The following is an 18,559-nucleotide window of genomic DNA, read 5'->3' as shown; positions in this document are numbered from 1 at the left end:
AGGTCGAATAGGCATGTGAACCGCTCCCACCAGCTGTTGACGTGTTACCTGCCTGGTACCTATTCTGCGATTTGCGAAATATTCGGTTGACATCCGAAACTTTCAGACAGTCAGGAGCTTCGATGCCCGACTTGCGCGTGACCGGATCCCACCTCACCGACTCCTCCGGACGGCCGGTACGACTTCGGGGCGTCGGTCTCGGTGGCTGGCTGAACATGGAGAACTTCATCACCGGCTATTCGGCCAACGAATCGGCCATGCGCCTGGCCGTCCTGGACGCGCTGGGCGAGGAACGTTATGAAATATTCTTCGACCGGCTGCTGACGTCGTTCTTCGACGCCGCCGACGCGGACCTGCTCCGCGACATGGGCACCAACTGCGTGCGCATCCCCGTGAACTACCACCACTTCGAGGCCGACGACCAGCCGTTCGAGATCATCGAGCAGGGCTTCAAGCACCTGGACCGGGTGATCGCGCTCCTCGCCGAGCGGGGCATCTACAGCGTGATCGACCTGCACGCGCTGCCCGGCTCGCAGAACCAGCACTGGCACAGCGACAACCCCACGCACGTGGCCGCCTTCTGGCAGCACCGGACCTTCCAGGACCGGGCCGTGCACCTGTGGGAGGCCATCGCCGACCGGTACAAGGACAACCCGTGGGTGGCGGGCTACAACCCCATCAACGAGCCCGGCGACGTGCGCGGCCAGGTGGTCGGCCCGTACTACGACCGGCTGGTCAAGGCGATCCGGGCGGTCGACCCGGGGCACGTGCTCTTCCTGGACGGCAACACCTACTCCACCGACTTCTCGATCTTCCGCGAGGTGTACGAGAACACGGTGTTCGTCTGCCACGACTACGCGCTGGCCGGCTTCGCGCACGGCGGGCCGTACCCGGGGTACACGCGGGGCGAGTGGGTGGACAGGGACCAGCTGGAGCGGGCCTTCGAGAAGCGCACCGCGTTCCAGCGGGAGACCGGCACGCCGATCTGGGTGGGCGAGTTCGGGCCCGTCTACACCGGCGACCCCGAGACCGACGCGCAGCGGTACCAGATCCTCAGGGACCAGCTGGAGATCTTCGACGCGCACGGGGCCGGCTGGTCGATCTGGACCTACAAGGACGTCGGGCTGCAGGGGCTGGTGGGGGCCGCGGGGCCGTACATGGAGAGGTTCGGGACGTTCATCCAGAAGAAGCATCGGCTGGGGGCCGACCGCTGGGGCTCCACGATGGAGGAGTCGGCCAGCGACCTGGCGCCGCTGCACCGGCTCATGGACACCGAGTTCCCGTCCTGGAACCCCTACCCGTGGGGCGCCCGCTACCAGATCGACGACCTGGTCCGGCACATCCTCATCGCGCAGGCGCTCGTGCCCGAGTACGCCGACCTGCTGCGCGGCTGCTCCCCCGAGGAGCTGATCGCGCTCGCCGACTCCTTCGCGCTGGCCGGCTGCGTCCGCCGCGAACCCCTCATCGACCTGCTCACCGACAACATCTCGCAGAACCCGTAGTACGCGTAACACTCCCATCTGACCAGGAGCCCCTCCATGCGCACGGCCCGATACTGGGTGATCCCTGCCTTCCTAGGCCTGTTAGCCGGGCTGCTCGCGCCCCCGGCGCTGGCCGCCCCCGTCACCATCGCCAGCTACGACTTCGAGACCAGCGCCGGGGGCTGGGCGCCGCGCGGAGGGGGTGTGACCGTGGCCACCACCGCGGACGCAGCCCACGGCGGCGCCCGGTCCCTGTCGGTCACCGGCAGGTCCGCGAACTGGCACGGCACCTCCATCACCCCGCCGTTCGAGAAGGGGATCACGTACAACGTGACGGCCTGGGCGCGGGCGCTGCCCGGCCAGCCGTCCTCGACCGTGGCGCTCACCATGGAGCGCACGCCGTCGGGCGGCTCGACCACCTACGAGCGCATCGGGGCGGCCACCGTCACCGACGCGGCCTGGGTGGAGATCTCCGGGGCGTACTCGTTCTCGGTGGACTCCACGCTCAACCTGTACTTCGAGAGCTCGGGCGACACCGTCGCGTTCTACCTCGACGACGTGGTCGTCAGCTCCGACTCCGACCCCACCCAGTCCGGCCTGGTCACCGACTTCGAGACCGGCGCCGCGCAGGGCTGGGCGCCGCGCGGCTCCGCCACCCTCGCCGCCTCCACCGCCGCCGCCCACGCCGGCTCGTACGGTCTGGCCGTCAGCAACCGCTCCGCCTCCTGGGACGGCCCGGCCCGCAACATCCTCGGCAAGATGGCCAAGGGCTCCAAGTACGCCCTGGAGGTCTGGGTCCGTACGGCCACCGCGCAGAACCTCGGCCTCTCCATCGAGCGCCGGCTGGCCGGCACGCCCAGCTACGAGCGTGTCGCCGCCCCCACGCCGATCGCGGCCGGAGTGTGGACCAAGCTGTCCGGGACGTACACGCTCGCCCATGACATCGACTTCCTCAGCGCGTACGTGGAGTCGGACACCGGCACGCTGCCGTTCGACATCGACGACTTCTCGCTGACCTACATCGCGCCCAAGCCGATCCAGACCGACATCCCGTCGCTGAAGGACACCGTGCCGTTCACGCTGGGCGCGGCCTTCTACCGGGGCGCGACCCTGGGCGAGCACGCCAAGCTCATCAACAAGCACTACGACAGCGTCACCCCGGGCAACGCGCTCAAGTGGGACGCCACCGAGCCGTCCGAGGGCGTCTTCACCTTCGACGAGGGCGACGCGCTGGTGGACTTCGCCACCGACAACGACCTGGAATTCCGCGGCCACACGCTGGTGTGGCACAGTCAGACGCCCGCCTGGGTGTTCGCCGGGGCGACCAAGGAGATCCTGCTCCAGCGCATCGAGAACCACATCCGCGCCGTGATGGGCCGCTACAAGGGCCGGATCGGCACCTGGGACGTGGTCAACGAGGTCATCGACGAGAACCAGCCCGACGGGCTGCGCCGCTCGCCGTGGTTCGAGATCGCCGGTCTGGACTACATCCGGACCGCCTTCCGGGTGGCCCGTGAGGTGGACCCGGACGCGACGCTCGTCTTCAACGACTACAACACCGAGTTCCCGCGCAAGCGCGAGGCCATGTTCAAGGTGGTCAAGCAGCTGCGGCAGGAGGGCGTGCCGATCGACGCCGTCGGGCACCAGCTGCACGTCAACATCGAACAGGCGCCCGCCTCCTGGATCGAGTCGAGCATCGAGCGGTTCGCCCAGCTCGGTGTCGAGCAGCAGGTCACCGAGCTGGACGTGAGCGTCTACACCGACTTCGTGAACAGCTACGCCACCGTTCCGGCGGAGGTGCTGGCCGAGCAGGGGTACCGGTACAAGGAGATCTTCGACGTGTTCCGCCGGCAGGCGTCGAAGCTGTCCTCGGTGACGATCTGGGGCGTGGCCGACGACGCCACCTGGCTGTCCACCTTCCCGATCACCCGGCTCAACCCGCCGCTGCCGTTCGACGACGAACTCCAGGCCAAGCCCGCGTTCTGGGGCATCGCCGACCCGTCGCAGCTGCCTCCGCTCCTGCGCAAGCTGAACGCGCCCGCGGCGAGCATCCAGGTGGACGGCAAGCGGGACCTCGCGTGGGACTACCTGCCGGACGCGCCGATCGCCCGGGTCGGCGACGTGTCCGCCGGGTTCCAGGCGCGCAGCACCGCCACCGGGCTGTACGTGCTGGCCGAGGTGTCCGACGCCAGCTACAGCACGAACGACTCGGTCACCTTCACCGTGGGCGGCACCGACTACCGCGTCCGGCGGAACGGCCAGCACGCGCCCGGATTCACGGCGGACGTCAAGTGGACCAGCGCCACCGGCTACCGGGTGGAGGCCAGGCTGCCCTCCGGCTCCGCCACCGGCGTCAAGGTCGTGGTCGACGACGCGACCGGTCCCGAGACCTCGTGGAACGGCACGGTCACCGCGCTGCCGGCGATCAAGACGACCTCCGCGCCGAAGGCGAAGACCGCGCCGGTGATCGACGGCGCCGTCGACTCCGCGTGGAGCAAGGCCCAGGAGATCACCACCGGGACCTGGGTGCAGGGCTCCTCGGGCGCGACCGCCAAGGTGAAGGCGCTGTGGAAGGACGGCACCCTGTACGTCCTGGCCCGGGTCACCGACCCGGTGCTGAGCGAGGAGTCGCCCAACGCGTACGAGGAGGACTCGGTCGAGATCTTCGTGGACCCGGAGAACAACAAGAACAAGGGCTACGACGATGACGACGGGCAGTACCGGATCAGCTTCACCAACCACCAGACGATCGGCGGCACGTTCGACGCGTTCGGTGTGCGGGACAACCTGACCAGCGCGGTGTCGCTCACCCCGACGGGCTACCTCGTGGAGGCGGCGATCGAGCTGCCGACGGTCACGCTGGCCAAGGACGCGCTCCTCGGCTTCGACGTCCAGGTCAACGACGCCACCGGGCCTGCCCGTACGGCGGCTGTGACCTGGAACGACCCGACCGGACAGAGTTACGTGAACACCTCTCGCTGGGGCGTCCTACAACTAGCGAAGTAAACATGTTCAAATAAAGCCAGTTGCCGGGCCCCTCCTTCCGCAGCGTGCGGGGCCCGGCAACTGCGCCCCAGGGAGACCCATGTTCTCGAACCCAGTCATTCCAGGCTTCCACCCGGACCCCTCGGTGTGCCGGGTGGGCGCGGACTACTACCTTGTGACCTCCTCGTTCGAGTGGTTCCCCGGGGTGCCGATCTTCCACAGCCGGGATCTGGTGCACTGGCGGCAACTCGGGCACGTGCTCGACCGCCCCTCCCAGCTCGACCTCGACGGCGTACGGCCGTCCGGCGGCATCTACGCCCCGACCATCCGCCACCACGACGGCGTCTTCTACATGATCACGACGCTCATGGACGAGCCCGGCAACTTCCTGGTCACGGCCACCGACCCGGCCGGGCCGTGGAGCGACCCCATCTGGTTCCCCGAGGCCGGCGGCTTCGACCCGTCCCTGTTCTTCGACGACGACGGGCGCGCCTGGATGTGCGGGACCCGCGAGAAGGCCGCCAAAGGCTACGACGGCGACACCGAGATCTGGCTGCGCGAGCTGGACCTGGCCTCGATGAAGCTCGTCGGCGAGGAGCACGTCATCTGGGAGCCCGTGCAGCGCGGCGGCATCTGGGCGGAGGGGCCGCACGTCTACCTGGTCGACGGGCGCTACTACCTGCTCACCTCGGAGGGCGGCACCGCCGAGGACCACGCGGTCATGGTCGCCCGCGCCGACGCCATCACCGGGCCGTACACGAACAACCCGCGCAATCCCATCCTTACCCACCGGCACCTCGGCCTCCGGCACCCGATCACCAGCACTGGGCACCCCGACCTGGTGCGGACCCAGAACGGCGACTGGTGGTCGGTCCTGCTGGCCACCCGCCCGTACGGCGGGCACCCCGACAGCCCCCTCACCATGGCCGCCGTACGCGCCGACAGCGGCTACAACCTGGGCCGGGAGACCTTCCTCACCAGCGTGCGCTGGGAGGACGGCTGGCCGGTCTACGACCTGGTGGAACCGGAGATGCCCGCCCCGGCCCTGGCTCCCCGCCGCTGGCCCGCCCGCCCCGCCTGCGACCACTTCGACGGCGTACGGCTCGCGCCCGAGTGGAACCACCTCCGCACGCCGCGCACCCCGTACTGGAGTCTCGCGGACAGCCGCCTGACCCTGCGGCTGCGCCCCGAGTCGCTGACCGAGCGGGCCAACCCGAGCCTGGTCGCCCGCCGCCAGCAGCACATCGACTTCGCCGCCCACACCGTGCTGGAGTTCCGGCCGCGGGGCGACGAGAGCGCCGGGCTCGCGCTCATCCAGAACGACGCCTACCAGCTGCGGCTGGAGCGTTCGACCCGCGGCCTGGACCTGATCAGGCGCGCCGCCGGGGAGGACACCCTGCTCGCCACCGCGGCGGCGGACGCGGGCCGCGTCCACCTCGCCGTCGAGGCCCACGGCCAGGACTACCAGTTCCGGTACGCACTCGAACCGGACGAGTGGCGTGACCTGGGCGCGCCCGCCGACGGCCGCATCCTCGGCTCCACCACCGCCGGCGGTTTCATCGGCACCATGATCGCCCTCTACGCCACCTCCAACGGCGCCCCGAGCGCGAACACGGCCTCCTTCGACTGGTTCGAGTACCGGGCGGTCTAGCCGAGCAGGTGTGTGCGGAACCAGGCGATCATGCGTTCGGCGCGGTCGATCCTGCGGTCCAGCCGGGCGGTGTGGGCCAGGGAGTGGTCGGAGTCGGGGTAGAGCACGTACTCGACGGTGCGGTTCAGGCGGCGCAGGGCGACGAACATCTGCTCGGCGTCGGAGGGCGGGCAGCGGTGGTCCTGCTCGCCCTGGAGGAGCAGGAGCGGGGTGGTGATGGCGCCGACGTGGCGGAGCGGTGAGATCTTCCAGAGGTGCTCGACGCCCTCCGGGGTCCAGACGTCGCCGAGGCCCGAGTCCACGTCGTAGATCGCGCCCAGGTCGCAGGCGGCGAAGCCGGAGACCTGGTTGGTGACGCCGTTCTGGCTGACCGCCGCCGCGAACCGGCCGGAGGTGCCGATCAGCCAGTTGGTCAGGAAGCCGCCGTACGAGTTGCCGTAGCAGCCGATCCGCGCGGGGTCGGCCAGGCCGCGGGCGACGAGGCCGTCCAGGACGGTGTGGCAGTCCTCGGCGTCGGGTTCGCCCCAGTCGCCCCCGAGGGCGGCGCCGAAGGCGTACCCGCGGTGGAAGGAGCCGCGGATGTTGGGGCGGACCACCAGGAAGCCGGCGGCGGCCAGGAGCAGGGCGTCGAGGTCGGGCTCGACCGGCCAGGCCCAGGCGGGGCCGCCGTGCAGCTGGAGCACCACCGGGAGCGGGCCGTCCGTCTGGGGGCCGACGAGGAAGACCTGGATGCCGCCGATCTCCAGTTCCTGCTGGAGCGGGGGTTCGAAGCCGGACAGCCAGGCGGAGCCGGACCGGAACAGCAGCTCGGGGTCGCCGTCCGGGGCGAGCCGGTACAGGTCGGGGCGGGCCGCGCCGCCGAGGCTCGCGATCGCGCACACCACGCCGCCGGCGGCGGCCAGCGCGTGCACGACGGGGTCGAGCCGCGCGGGCGTCAGGTCGGCGATCCCGTCACCGGTCACGTGCTGGGCCGGTTCCCGGCCGTTGTCGCAGGTGACCGTGAGGCGTTCGTCCGTGGTCGGCGCCTGCCCGGAGAAACGGTCGAGGTGGCCGGTGAGCGACACCGGCGGCCGGCCGGGGACGTTGTGCCAGAGCTGCTCGTTCTCGAAGTCGGTCGGACGGCGCGACGGGGCCGCGACGCAGACGACGCTCCCGTCCGGGTCGTACGAGAAGCGGGTGACCGGGCCTGCCACCCAGCTGGCGAGCGAGATCGGCCCGCCGGTGAGCGGCACCTCGTAGACCTGGGGGTTGGGGTCGAGGTCCGCGTCCTCGCGGGGGTCGGCGATGAAGCCGGCCTTCGTGCCGCAGGGGGAGATCCGCGGGCCGGACGCCCACCACTCACCGGAGGTCAGCCGCAGCGCGGTCCCGTCAGGAGACAGCACGTGCAGGTGGGTGGGGTGCAGCCGCAGGCCGTGGCCGTCCTCGCGCCAGTCCAGGCGGCGGATCACCCGGGCCACCGAACCGCCGGACATGACCGGAGAATCCTGGTCGGGGGCCAGGACGAGGAACGACGAGCCGAGCCAGGCGTAGTCCACGACGCCGCGCGGGAACGAGGTGACCTTGGTGGCGGCCCCGCCGTGCGCCGGCCGCGTGTGGAGCTGCTCCTTCACCAGGTACGCGACGGTACGGCCGTCCGGCGAGAAGCGGGGCAGCGACGCCTCGGGAGCGAGCACCCTGACCCGGCCGCCCGAGGTGGGGACCACGAGCAGCCGGTGGTGTTCCCGGCCGCGCACGACCCGCCGCTCGATGACCGCGACCAGGGAGCCGTCCGGGGAGACGTCCAGTTCCGTCAGTAGGCGATCGGCTGCCAGATCCTGTGGCCGCATCCGCGTCCTCCCTTGATCAGTGACTCAGAATGAGAGGGTAGTGAATGGCTATTGCCAAGGTAAAGAGCACTGTGTTTGAGTGGCCAATCAGGAAAGGAGCTCCGATGGCGGACAAGGCGTTGCGGTGCGGCCGGCTGGTTGACGTGGTCGCCGGGCGGGTGCTGGAAGACCAGCTGATCCTCATCGAGGGCGAACGCGTGGCCGCCGTCGGCCCCGCCGCCACGACGCCGTTCGACGGCGAGCCGATCGACCTGGGCGACGTCACCGTCACGCCCGGCCTGATCGACCTGCACACCCATCTGGTCGGCGTCGCGGCCTGCGGCGACTACGCCCAGGAGCTCAAGTACAGCGCCGCCCAGCAGACCCTGGCCGGCGTGCCGAACGCGCGGGACACCCTGCTGGCCGGCTTCACCACCGTCCGCGACGTCGGGACGTTCCGGGCCTTCCTCGACGTGGCCCTGCGGGACGCGATCGACGCGGGGCACATCCTCGGGCCGCGCATGGCGGTCGCGGGGGCGTACGTGACCGTGAAGGGCGGCGGTGGCATGGTCACCGGGCTCGCCCCCGACATCGAGCTGCCCCGCGAGTTCCGGTTCGGCCAGACCTCGGGCGTGGACGACATCCGCGAGCGGGTCCGCGAGATCATCTTCAACGGCGCCGACCTGATCAAGGTGATCGCCACCGGCGCGGTCCTCGCCAACGGCACCGTCCCCGGCGCTCCCGAGCTCACCGAGGCGCAGCTGCGCGCCGCCGTCGAGGAGGCCTCCTGGTACGGCCGCCACGTGGCCGCCCACGCCCACGGCGCGGAAGGCATCAAACGCGCGATCCGGGCCGGCGTGCGCTCGATCGAGCACGCCTGCTTCCTCGACGACGAGGGCGTGGAGCTGATGGCCGAGCACGGCACCTACCTGTCCGCCGACATCTGGTGGGCCGACTGGATCAGCGAGACCGGCCCCTCCCAGGGTTACGACGCCGAACAGCTCCGCAAGAACGACGAGACCGCCGAGGCCCAGCGCGTCGCCTTCGCCAAGGCCGTCAAGGCGGGCGTGAAGATCGGCTTCGGCACCGACGCGGGCGGCTTCCCGCACGGCCTCCAGGGCCGCCAGCTCGCCACCATGGTCGAGTACGGCATGACCCCCCTGGCCGCCCTCCGCGCCGCCACCCTGACCAGCGCCGAGTGCATGGGCTGGGAGGACCGGGTTGGCTCCCTAACCCCGGGCCGGTACGCCGACCTCGTCGCCGTCCCCGGCGAGCTCGACATCCGGAAGTTCCAGGACGTGCCCTTCGTGATGAAGGGCGGCACGGTCGTCAAGAACGAGCTCGGGTGAACCGCACGTACCTCGCCGGGATCGCCTGCCTGGTCAGCGTCACGGCCATCTGGGGCTCCACGTTTCCGCTGACCAAGGACCTGCTGCTCCGCCTCCCCGTGGCCGACCTGTACGCGGTGCGCTTCGCCATCGCGGTCGCCGTCCTGGTGGCGATCCGGCCGAAGGCGCTGGCCGGGCTCAGCCGCCGTACCTGGCTGACCGGGGTCGCGCTCGGGCTGGTCTACGGGGCCGCCCTCGTCGTGCAGACGTTCGCGCTGATCGAGCTGCCGTCGTCGGTGTCGGGGTTCGTGACCGGGTCGTACCTGGTGCTGACGCCGTTGCTGGCCTGGCTCTGGACCAGGCACGCGCCCGAGCGGAGCACCTGGCTGGCGGTCGCGCTGGCCACCGCGGGCATGGCCGCGTTCACGCTGCTCAGCGGCGGTGACGCGGGCGGCGTGATCGAGGCCGGGCCGGTGGCGCTGACCCTGCTGTCGGCCGTGCTCTACGCGGTGCACATCGTCGCCCTGGGCCGCTGGTCGAGCCCGGCGGAGGCGTACCCGCTGGCGATCATCCAGATCCTCACGCTGACCGTGATCATGTGGGTGGCCGCCGCGCCCGGTGGCGTGGCCCTGCCCGCGAGCGCGGGCGACTGGGCCGGTGTGCTCTACCTGGCCACGATCGCCGGCGCCTTCACCTTCCTGGCCCAGACCTGGGCGCAGGCCCACGTCCCGCCCACGGCCGCCGCCGTCGTCATCTCGGCGGAACCCCTGTGGGCCACCGGCTTCGCCTTCGCCCTGTACGGCGAGGCGCTCACCTGGCCCGTCCTCGTCGGCGGGACCTGCGTGGTCGCCGCGATGATCCTGGTCGCCTGGCCCCGGCGCGAGGCGACCGTGCCCGACTGGCTCCCCGAGGAGGCGACATGCCCCGCGTCCCCCGTACCGCCCGGCCACTGAGCGAGGAGCAGGCGGACGCCGTCCGGCTGGCCCGCGACTTCGCCGCCGCCGAGATCCGCCCCCGGGCCCGGGAGGTGGACGAGGCCGACCACGTCCTGCCCCGGGAGATCTGGGCCAAGGCCGCCGAGACCGGGCTCACCTCTTTCATGATCCCCGACGCGTACGGCGGGGGCGGGGTGGCGGACCTGGTCACCCAGTGCCTGGTGCAGGAGGAGTTGTGCCACGGCGACATCGCGATCGGCAACCTGGTCACCTCCAACGGCTTCTTCGCCGCGCCCGTGCTCGAACTCGGCACCGAGGAGCAGCGCAAACGCTTCCTGACGCCGCTCTGCTCGGCGGAGCCGCCGCTGACCGCGCTGGCCACCACGGAACCGGGCGTCGGCTCGGACGCCGCCGCCATCACCACCCGGGCCGTACGCGACGGCGACAGCTATCTGCTGACCGGCCAGAAGTCCTGGATCTCGAACGCGCCTTTCGCCGGCTATTTCGTGATCTTCGCGACCGTGGCGCCGGGGACGCGGTCGAAGGGCGTCACGGCGTTCGTGGTCGAACGGGACACGCCGGGCCTGACCATCGGGAAGCCGATGCCGAAGATGGGCCAGCGCGGCATCGCCTGCGCGGAGCTGTTCCTGGACCGGGTGCGGGTGCCCGTGGAGAACCGGCTGGGGGAGGAGGGCCAGGGCTTCTACGGCCTGATGCGCACCTTCGACGCCTCCCGCATCCTGATCGCCGCCGCCTGTACCGGCCTGTCCCGGGCGGCTTTCGACGCGGCCCTGGCGTACGCCAAGGAGCGCGAGCAGTTCGGCGTCAAGATCCTGGAGCACCAGTCGGTGGCGTTCCGTCTCGCCGACATGGCCACCAAGACCGATATTTCGCGACTTGTCACCATGCGGGCGGCTGAGCTGTACGACACCGGGGTCGCCGTCACCGAGGAGGCCGCCATCGCCAAGCTGACCGCCTCCGAGAACGCGATGTGGTGCACGTGGGCGGCCGTGCAGACGCACGGCGGCTGGGGGTACTCGCGCGAGTTCCTGGTCGAGAAGTGGATGCGCGACGCCAAACTCGAGGAGATCGAGGAAGGCACCTCCGACATCCAGCGCCTGATCATCTCCCGATCGCTGGGCCGGGCGTGAACACCACGGCCCAGGTGCTGGCGGCGTCCCTGCGCGCGTACGGCGTGGACACCGTCTTCGGCATCCCCGGCACCCACAATCTCGCCGTCTACCAGGCCCTGGCCGAGGCGGGCGTACGCTTCGTGACGACCCGCCACGAACAGGGCGCGGGTTACGCGGCCGACGGCTACGCGCGGGTGAGCGGGCGGGCCGGTGTCGTGCTCACCACCACGGGACCGGCCGTGCTCAACGCCGCGACCGCGCTCGCCCAGGCGTACTCCGACTCCTCGCCCGTGCTGCTCATCTCGCCGGGCGTCCCGCTCGGGCACCCGCGCCACGCCCGCGGCTACCTCCACGAATCCAAGGACCAGTCGCGCGCCCTGGACGCCCTCTGCGCCTGGAGCCACCGCGTCACCTCACCCGCCGAGATCCCCGCCGCCGTCTCCCGCGCCTTCGTCTCCTTCGCCGAAGGCCGCCCCCGCCCGGTCCACCTCGAAATCCCGCTCGACCTCCTCGACCTCCCCACCCCGGCCGTCCCGGCGTCGCCGTACCCGGTCCCGCCCCGCGCGCCCGATCCCGCCGCCGTCACCTCCGCCCTCACTCTGCTCCGTACGGCCCTGCGCCCCGCGATCGTCCTCGGCGGCGGCGTCCACCACTCCCGCGCCGGCACCCTCGCCCTGACCCTCGCCGAACGCTTCGGCGCGCCGATCGTCACCACCGCCAACGGCAAGGGCTCCGTACCCGAGTCCCATCCGCTGGTCCTCGGCGCCACACTCCACCTGCGCTCCATCCGGGAGTGGCTGGCCACCCGCGACGTCGTGCTCGCCGTCGGCACCGAACTGGCCCCCTCAGACCTCTGGGTGGACGACTTCCGCCTGACCGGCTCCCTCATCAGAATCGACCTAGACCCATCCCAAATGCACGGCGACCACCCCGCCACCGTCCCCCTCCTGGCCGACGCCACACTCGCCCTCGAAGCGTTGAACGCCCAAGGCGACTTGGCCGGCTCGGCTGATCCAGCCGGGTCGCCCGCCCAACAGCCAGAGTTCGCTGGTTCGGCGTGGTCGGGTGCCGAACTGCCAGGGCTTGTCGGCTCGGCTGGATTGGGTGCCGACCCGCCGGAGGCCGCCGCTGAGCTGGGCATCCTCGCGGCACGCTGGGCGCCGCAGCTCGAAGCGCTCAGGGACGGGCTTCCTGCGGACACGATCGTGGTCGCCGACAACTCGATGTTCTGTTACTACGGTGCGCTCGGTGGCTTGCCGGTCGATCCGCCCGGGCGGTTCCTGTTCCCGACCGGGTACGGCACGCTCGGCTTCGCGCTTCCGGCCGCCATCGGAGCCAAGCTCGCCCGTCCCGAGGCGCCGGTCGTGGCGCTCGCCGGGGACGGCGCCTTCCAGTTCAGCGTCCAGGATCTGGCCACGGCCGTCGAACTCGGGCTCCCGCTGCCGATCGTCGTCTCCGTCAACGGCGGATACGGGGAGATCCGTGCGGAGATGCTCGCCCGCGGCATGCCGCCTGTCGCGGTCGATCTGCACACCCCCGACTTCGTCGCGCTCGCCGTCGCGTACGGCGCGCGCGGGGCCGCCGCGGACACGCCGCGAGAACTTGGTGAGGCGGTCGGCAAGGCGCTGCGCGCGCCGGTGCCCACCGTGATCGTTTTGAGGGAGGCGCGATGACGCGCGAGCCGTACCTGAAGGTGACCTGGATCGACGAGGTGACCGGGCGGCCGGGATATCTGGTCATCGACCGGCTGGGCCGGGGCGTGAGCAGCGGCGGCCTGCGGATGCGGGCGGGGGTGACGCTGGACGAGGTGGCCGACCTGGCTCTCGGGATGAGCCGCAAGGAGGCTTTGGCGTACGAGCCGGGCCTGCGGTACCAGCCGCTGGGCGGGGCCAAGGGCGGCATCGACTGCGACCCGCTGGACCCCGGCGCGGGCGGGATGCTGCGGCGCTACATCGCCGCCATGAAACCGCTGCTGCAGAGCTACTGGGCGACCGGGGAGGATCTCGGGCTGCGGCAGGAGGCCATCGACGCCGCCTGCCACGAAGCCGGGCTGCGCACCTCCATCGACGCCGTTCTGCCACTGCTGCCCGATCCCGACGCCGCGCTGAAGGGCCTCGACGAGGCGTTCGCGGTGACCGTGGACGGGATCGGCCTGGCCGACCTGGCCGGCGGCTGCGGCGTCGCCGAAGCGGCCCTGACCGCCATCGACCTGACGATCCCCGACCGCCGGGCCACTGCGGTCATTCAGGGCTTCGGGTCGATGGGCGGCGCGACCGCCCGCTTCCTGGCCCGCGCGGGCGTCCCGGTCGTCGGCATCGCCGACAGCGAGGGCCTGGTCGCCAACCCGGACGGCCTGGACGTGGAGACCCTGCTGCTCACCCGGGACGAACACGGCCGCATCGACCGGTCCCGCCTGCGCGCCACCGACGAGAAGCTGCCCAGGGACGCCTGGCTCGACCTGGACTGCGACGTTCTGGTGCCGGCGGCGGTGTCGTACTGCATCGGCGTCTCGGAGGCGCCCCGGGTGAAGGCCCGGCTCATCGTCGAAGCCGCGAACTCCCCGGTGACCCCCGAGGCCGAAGCACTGCTCCGCGCCTCCGGCGTCACCGTCGTACCGGACGTGGTCGCCAACTCGGCGACCAACTCCTGGTGGTGGTGGACCCTCTTCGGCGACATCCCCGCCGAATCCGACGCGGCCTTCGCCAAAATCCGCTCCTGGATGCGCCGCGTCGTCACCGACGTCCTCACCGAAGCCGCCACCACCGGCCGCCTCCCCCGCGAGATCGCCCACGCCATCAGCGACCGCAACCTGGCACCCCGATGACCCGCATTGTCGATCCAGGCGACTCGGCCGCGGGCGTTTGGAGGACGTACGCGGCCGACGCCGCGCCCCGGCATGCCCGGCCCCGAACGACGAGAACGACCGGAGGCACGCGTGAACGGTTCGCTCGATTCGTGAGTGATCGGAGGGCCGGGTGAACGGGTTGTTCGACCCGCGTTCGGTCGCGGTGGTGGGGGCTTCCGACGATCCCGCCAAATGGGGCTACTGGCTGGCCAGAGGCGCGCTGGAGGGTGCCGGACGGCGAGGGGTCTACTTGGTCAACGGCCGGGCCGGGCAGGTGCAGGGCCGGCCCGCCTACCAGCGGCTCGCCGATCTCCCCGAGGCCCCGGAACTGGTCGCGATCGTCACGCCCGCCGCCTCGTACCAGGCCGTCGTCGAGGACGCGCTCGCCGCGGGCGCCCGCTACCTCGTCGGCATCACCGCCGGCGTCGACCGCGCCTACCCCGGCGGCCACCCCGCCCTCGCGGCCAGAGTCCGCGCCGCCGGAGCCCGCCTCCTCGGCCCCACCTGCATGGGCGTGTACGACGGCGCGACCGACCTCGCCCTCACCTGGGGCACCCTCACCCCCGGCCCCATCGGCGTGATCTCCCAGAGCGGCTCCGTCGGCCTCGAAATCGGCTACCTCGCCGCCCGCGCCGGCCTCGGCCTCTCCCGCTTCGCCTCCGTCGGCGCCCAAGCCGACCTCACCACCGCCGACCTCCTCCACCCAGTGATCACCGCCCCCACCACCGGCGTCGTCATCCTCTACCTGGAAGACCTCTCCCTCGGCCGCTCCCTCATCACCTTCGCCGACCAGGCCAGATCCCTGGGCAAACGACTAATCCTCCTCTCCGTCGGCGGCTCCGCCGCGGGCGAACGCGCGATCACCTCCCACACCGGCGCCCTCGCCACCCCCGACACCGCCGTAGACGCCCTCTGCGACGCCGCCGGCGTAATCCGCGTCCACACCCCAGCCCAGGCCATCCACACCGCCCAAATCTGCCTGGCAGAAGCCATCCAGACCCGCCTGGCGGAGGTCGTTCCCGCCCGGCCGCGTCTGGCTGTCGTGGCGGACAGCGGGGGGCAGGGCGCGCTGGCGGCCGAGCTCGCCGAGCGGGCCGGGCTCGTGGTGCCCGCGCTGTCCGAGGCGGCTGTCGCGGCCCTGAGGGAACTGCTCCCGGCCGACGCCGGGCTGACCAACCCCATCGACCTGGCGGGTGCCGGAGAAGCCGATCTGACTGTCTACCCTCGTGTGGCGGAATTGGTAGCCCGCGAAGCCGACGCCCTCCTTTTGACCGGATATTTCGGCTCATACGCGGCTGACAGCCCGGCGCTCCGCGAGCCCGAGGAAGCCGCCGCCCGCCAACTCCTCGGCACTCCCTGCTTCGTCCACACAATGCGCACCGACGGCCCCGCCGCCGACCTGCTCCGCACCGGCGGCATCCCCGTCTTCGCCACCATCGACGCCCCGGTCAACGCCCTCGCCGCCTACTCCGGAGCCACCGAAGGCATCCGCCCACTCCCACACCCCGGAGCCGACCCCGCCACAGGCTCAGCCCCGCAGACCGACGACACCGCCGGCTTCGAGGACCATGGCATCGGCTCGGCTCGCCAATCTGGGGAAGCGGCCGATCCTGAGGACCGTCGTATTCGCCCGGCTCTGCGGTCTGGCGAAGCCACCGACTCCGAGGTGGTCACGCCTGGGCAGCTGTCATCCGGCGGTGACGTCCGGTCGGCGCTGGCGGCTGAAGGGGTGCTCTTTCCCGAAGGCGGCTTCGCCCCCACTCCCGAGGAGGCCGGCCGGCTTGCGGCGCGACTCGGCGGGACCGTCGTGCTCAAGGCGGTCGGCCCTGCGCACAAGACCGAGGTCGGTGGTGTCGTGCTCGGGCTGACGTTGGCGGCTGCTGTGCGGGCCGAGGCTGAGCAGATGGCCGGGCGGGTGCGGCTGGACGGGTTCTGGGTGGAGCGGCAGGCGGCGGGAGGTGTGGAACTCATCGTCGGGGCGTACCGGGATCGGAATCTGGGAGTGCTGGTCACCGTGGGGAGCGGCGGCGTGTACACCGAACTGCTCGCTGACACCGCGACCGCGCTTGGCCCGCTCGATCATGACAGCGCGCTCCGGCTGCTGGGCCGCACGAAGGCGGCCCGCCTGCTGGAAGGCTGGCGAGGCGCGCCGCCGTGCGACGTGGACGCGGTCGCCCGTGCCGTGGTCGCCGTCGGGCGGGTCCTCGCCGCCCGCCCGGACCTCGCCGAGCTGGAGATCAACCCATTGCTCGCCAGGCCCGAGGGAACCCTCGCCCTCGACCTGCTCGCGACACCGGGCGCTACCCGCTGAAGGACTCCCCGGTCGAGCCCTGTCCGGGAAAGGGGGACGTCCTGGCGTGGCGAGCCGCGGACCGATCAGATCAGTTGGTCGGGCTCTAAGGTGAGTTCGATTGCGACCGCCGTACGGACCAGTTCGAAAAGGCGGGCGCGGGTGAGCATGCGTTTGTGGACGGTGACCTGGACGGTCAGGCCGTCGATGAGGGACATCAGCCGCCAGGCCGCGCCCTCGGGGTCGGGGCATTTGAAGACGCCCTCGTCCGCCCCGTCCCGCAGGATCGACGCGAGCGCGTCCTTCCAGCGCAGGTCGAGCGTGCGGGAGACGTCTTCGAGGGCCTGGTTGCGCATCGACTCCGACCAGGCGTCGATCCACAGCGCCCAGGATTTGGATTTGCCGGTGGGGGAGTAGAGCTTGAGCATGGCCCGGAGTTTCTCCATCGGGCCGCCGGCGGATTCCAGGAGGGCGCTCAGATTGTCCAGGTCGCGTTCGGCGGCGTAGCCGAAGGCCTGCGCGAACAGGTTGTCCTTGGTTTCGAAGTGGTAGAAGAGCAGGGCCTGGCTCACGCCGGCCGCCTGGGCGATGTCGACCGTGCGGGTGTGCCCGAAGCCCTGTGCCGCGATCACCTCGCAGGCCACGCGGAGCAGGTCCTCCCGGCGCATGCGGCTCATTCCCCGTCCCACATCGAAACCCTAGCGCGCGATGGGGATTCGCAACACGAATCGGGCTCCGCGATTGCTGTCCTCGATGGTGAGGGTGCCGCCGTGGGTCTCGGCGATCTGGCGGGCGATGGCGAGGCCGAGGCCGGTGCCGCCGGAGTCGCGGCTGCGGGCGGCGTCCAGGCGGGTGAACCGCTGGAACACCATCTCGCGTTTGTCCGGCGCGATCCCGGCGCCGTCGTCCACGACCTCCAGGACCGCGCCGTCGTTGTTGCGGGCGACCCGGACGGCGACCTCGCTGGCCGCGTGACGCTCCGCGTTGTCCACCAGGTTGGTGATCAGCCGGGCCAGCCGCAGCCGGTCGCCGCGGACGACCACGTGTTCGCCCAGGTCCTTGACCAGTTTGACGCGCCGCCGCCGCCGGTCCAGCTCGGTCGCGGCCAGCCGGCCCAGATCGATCGGATCGGTACGGCCCGGCGCCCGCGCGTCCAGCCTCGCCACCTGCAGCAGATCGGTGACGAGCGCCTGGAGCCGGTCCAGGCTGACCAGCAGCGCCTCCCCGATGACCGGCCAGTCGGCGTCCTCGGGATGGAGCAGCGCGCCCTCGATCTCGGCGCGCATGGCGGTGAGCGGGCTGCGCAGGTCGTGCGAGGCGTCGGAGGCGAACCGGCGCTGCTGCTCGACGGCCTCCTCCAGGCGGTCCAGGGTCTGGTTGGCGGCCTCGGCCATGCGCCTGACCTCGTCCCGGAACTTGGGTACGGGCACCCGGTGGCCGAGGTCGGAGACGGTGATGCCGGCGAGTTCCTCGCTGATGGCGTCGACCGGGGCGAGGGCGCGGCCGATCGACCAGGAGGCGCCGTACCCGGTGATGCCGACCACGAGGAGGCTGCCGCCGATGAGGGCGGCGAGCAGGCGGTAGTCCACGTACCACGGGACGGCCTCATCGGCGGCGTAGATCACCCAGTCGCCGTCGGGCTGGTAGACGCGGAAGGCGACGATGATCATGCAGGTGTCGGGGTAGACGGGGCTGTCGCAGATCAGGCGGTCGGCGCGGACGATGGAGTCGTCGGGCAGGAAGACGGCCATCGGGGGTCTGCCGACCAGGTTCGGGCTGGCGGCGGCGATCGTGCCGTCGGGCCGCATGATCTGGACGCCGGCGACGCCCTGGCTGGGGACCAGCCCGTTGACGACATCCCGCTTGACCAGGTGCACGGTCTTCAATGCGGCTTTGACCACCCGGTTGGTGCTGTAGTTGTACGCGAGGTCGCGGACGCCGATGAGGGCGCTGACGCCGACGGCAGAGCAGATCAGCGTCATCACCGCGCAGGCGATCAGAGTCAGCCGGGCCCGTACCGACCAGCTGTGCCATGTCCTCACCGATTCCCCCTGAGTGTCCAGGTGATCACACGTCACGGCCGGATGGACGCTCACGGGAGTCAAA

The 18,559-nt window shown here is 71.3% G+C and carries 12 protein-coding genes; 9 read left to right on the top strand and 3 right to left on the bottom strand.

Annotated features, from left to right (window positions below; all coding sequences use genetic code 11):
• The first annotated feature begins 122 nt into the window (after window positions 1-122).
• From Aph01nite_RS25310 to Aph01nite_RS25300, 3 genes are all read left to right on the top strand, one after another.
• Window positions 123-1,502 (top strand): glycoside hydrolase family 5 protein, encoded by a 1,380-nt coding sequence (locus tag Aph01nite_RS25310; RefSeq protein ID WP_204043474.1) that lies wholly within the window; start codon window positions 123-125, stop codon window positions 1,500-1,502.
• Window positions 1,503-1,538: 36 nt separating this feature from the next.
• Window positions 1,539-4,487 carry an endo-1,4-beta-xylanase gene (locus tag Aph01nite_RS25305; RefSeq protein WP_204043473.1) on the top strand — a complete coding sequence of 983 codons (2,949 nt, stop codon included), beginning with the start codon at window positions 1,539-1,541 and terminating at the stop codon, window positions 4,485-4,487.
• A gap of 79 nt (window positions 4,488-4,566) precedes the next feature.
• A complete protein-coding gene (locus Aph01nite_RS25300; protein WP_204043472.1) occupies window positions 4,567-6,117 on the top strand; it encodes a glycoside hydrolase family 43 protein in 1,551 nt (516 codons plus the stop codon).
• Here Aph01nite_RS25300 and Aph01nite_RS25295 read toward each other — a convergent pair.
• Window positions 6,114-7,943 (bottom strand): S9 family peptidase, encoded by a 1,830-nt coding sequence (locus Aph01nite_RS25295; protein ID WP_204043471.1) that lies wholly within the window; start codon window positions 7,941-7,943, stop codon window positions 6,114-6,116. The two genes, Aph01nite_RS25300 and Aph01nite_RS25295, sit on opposite strands and share 4 nt — an antisense overlap.
• Window positions 7,944-8,047: 104 nt before the next feature.
• Between Aph01nite_RS25295 and Aph01nite_RS25290 the strand changes: the two genes are divergently transcribed.
• The 6 genes from Aph01nite_RS25290 to Aph01nite_RS25265 all read left to right on the top strand — a co-directional run bounded on the left by Aph01nite_RS25290 (window position 8,048) and on the right by Aph01nite_RS25265 (window position 16,474).
• Entirely contained in the window at window positions 8,048-9,271 is a 1,224-nt protein-coding gene (locus tag Aph01nite_RS25290) for a metal-dependent hydrolase family protein (protein WP_204043470.1), read from the top strand.
• Complete coding sequence (locus Aph01nite_RS25285; protein WP_204043469.1) at window positions 9,268-10,203, top strand: DMT family transporter; 936 nt, start codon at window positions 9,268-9,270, stop codon at window positions 10,201-10,203. Before Aph01nite_RS25290 ends, Aph01nite_RS25285 begins: the two co-directional genes overlap by 4 nt.
• Window positions 10,170-11,336 (top strand): acyl-CoA dehydrogenase family protein, encoded by a 1,167-nt coding sequence (locus tag Aph01nite_RS25280; protein WP_204043468.1) that lies wholly within the window; start codon window positions 10,170-10,172, stop codon window positions 11,334-11,336. Before Aph01nite_RS25285 ends, Aph01nite_RS25280 begins: the two co-directional genes overlap by 34 nt.
• Window positions 11,333-12,991, top strand: a complete 1,659-nt coding sequence (locus Aph01nite_RS25275) for a thiamine pyrophosphate-binding protein (RefSeq protein ID WP_204043467.1) — start codon at window positions 11,333-11,335, stop codon at window positions 12,989-12,991. The genes Aph01nite_RS25280 and Aph01nite_RS25275 overlap by 4 nt, the downstream gene beginning before the upstream one ends.
• A complete protein-coding gene (locus Aph01nite_RS25270) occupies window positions 12,988-14,142 on the top strand; it encodes a Glu/Leu/Phe/Val dehydrogenase dimerization domain-containing protein (protein ID WP_204043466.1) in 1,155 nt (384 codons plus the stop codon). The genes Aph01nite_RS25275 and Aph01nite_RS25270 overlap by 4 nt, the downstream gene beginning before the upstream one ends.
• Before the next feature lie 151 nt (window positions 14,143-14,293).
• Window positions 14,294-16,474 (top strand): acetate--CoA ligase family protein, encoded by a 2,181-nt coding sequence (locus Aph01nite_RS25265; protein ID WP_204043465.1) that lies wholly within the window; start codon window positions 14,294-14,296, stop codon window positions 16,472-16,474.
• A 65-nt stretch (window positions 16,475-16,539) separates the two neighbouring features.
• On the opposite strand, the gene Aph01nite_RS25260 is transcribed toward Aph01nite_RS25265, so the two are convergent.
• Both Aph01nite_RS25260 and Aph01nite_RS25255 read right to left on the bottom strand, forming a co-directional pair.
• Entirely contained in the window at window positions 16,540-17,130 is a 591-nt protein-coding gene (locus tag Aph01nite_RS25260; RefSeq protein ID WP_239161960.1) for a TetR/AcrR family transcriptional regulator, read from the bottom strand.
• A gap of 21 nt (window positions 17,131-17,151) precedes the next feature.
• A complete protein-coding gene (locus Aph01nite_RS25255; RefSeq protein WP_239161959.1) occupies window positions 17,152-18,495 on the bottom strand; it encodes a sensor histidine kinase in 1,344 nt (447 codons plus the stop codon).
• Window positions 18,496-18,559: the final 64 nt, after the last annotated feature.

Source organism: Acrocarpospora phusangensis (assembly GCF_016862995.1).
GTDB lineage: Bacteria > Actinomycetota > Actinomycetes > Streptosporangiales > Streptosporangiaceae > Acrocarpospora > Acrocarpospora phusangensis.
Note: the sequence above shows the minus strand (reverse complement) of the source record. Positions and strands in the feature narration are given on the sequence as shown.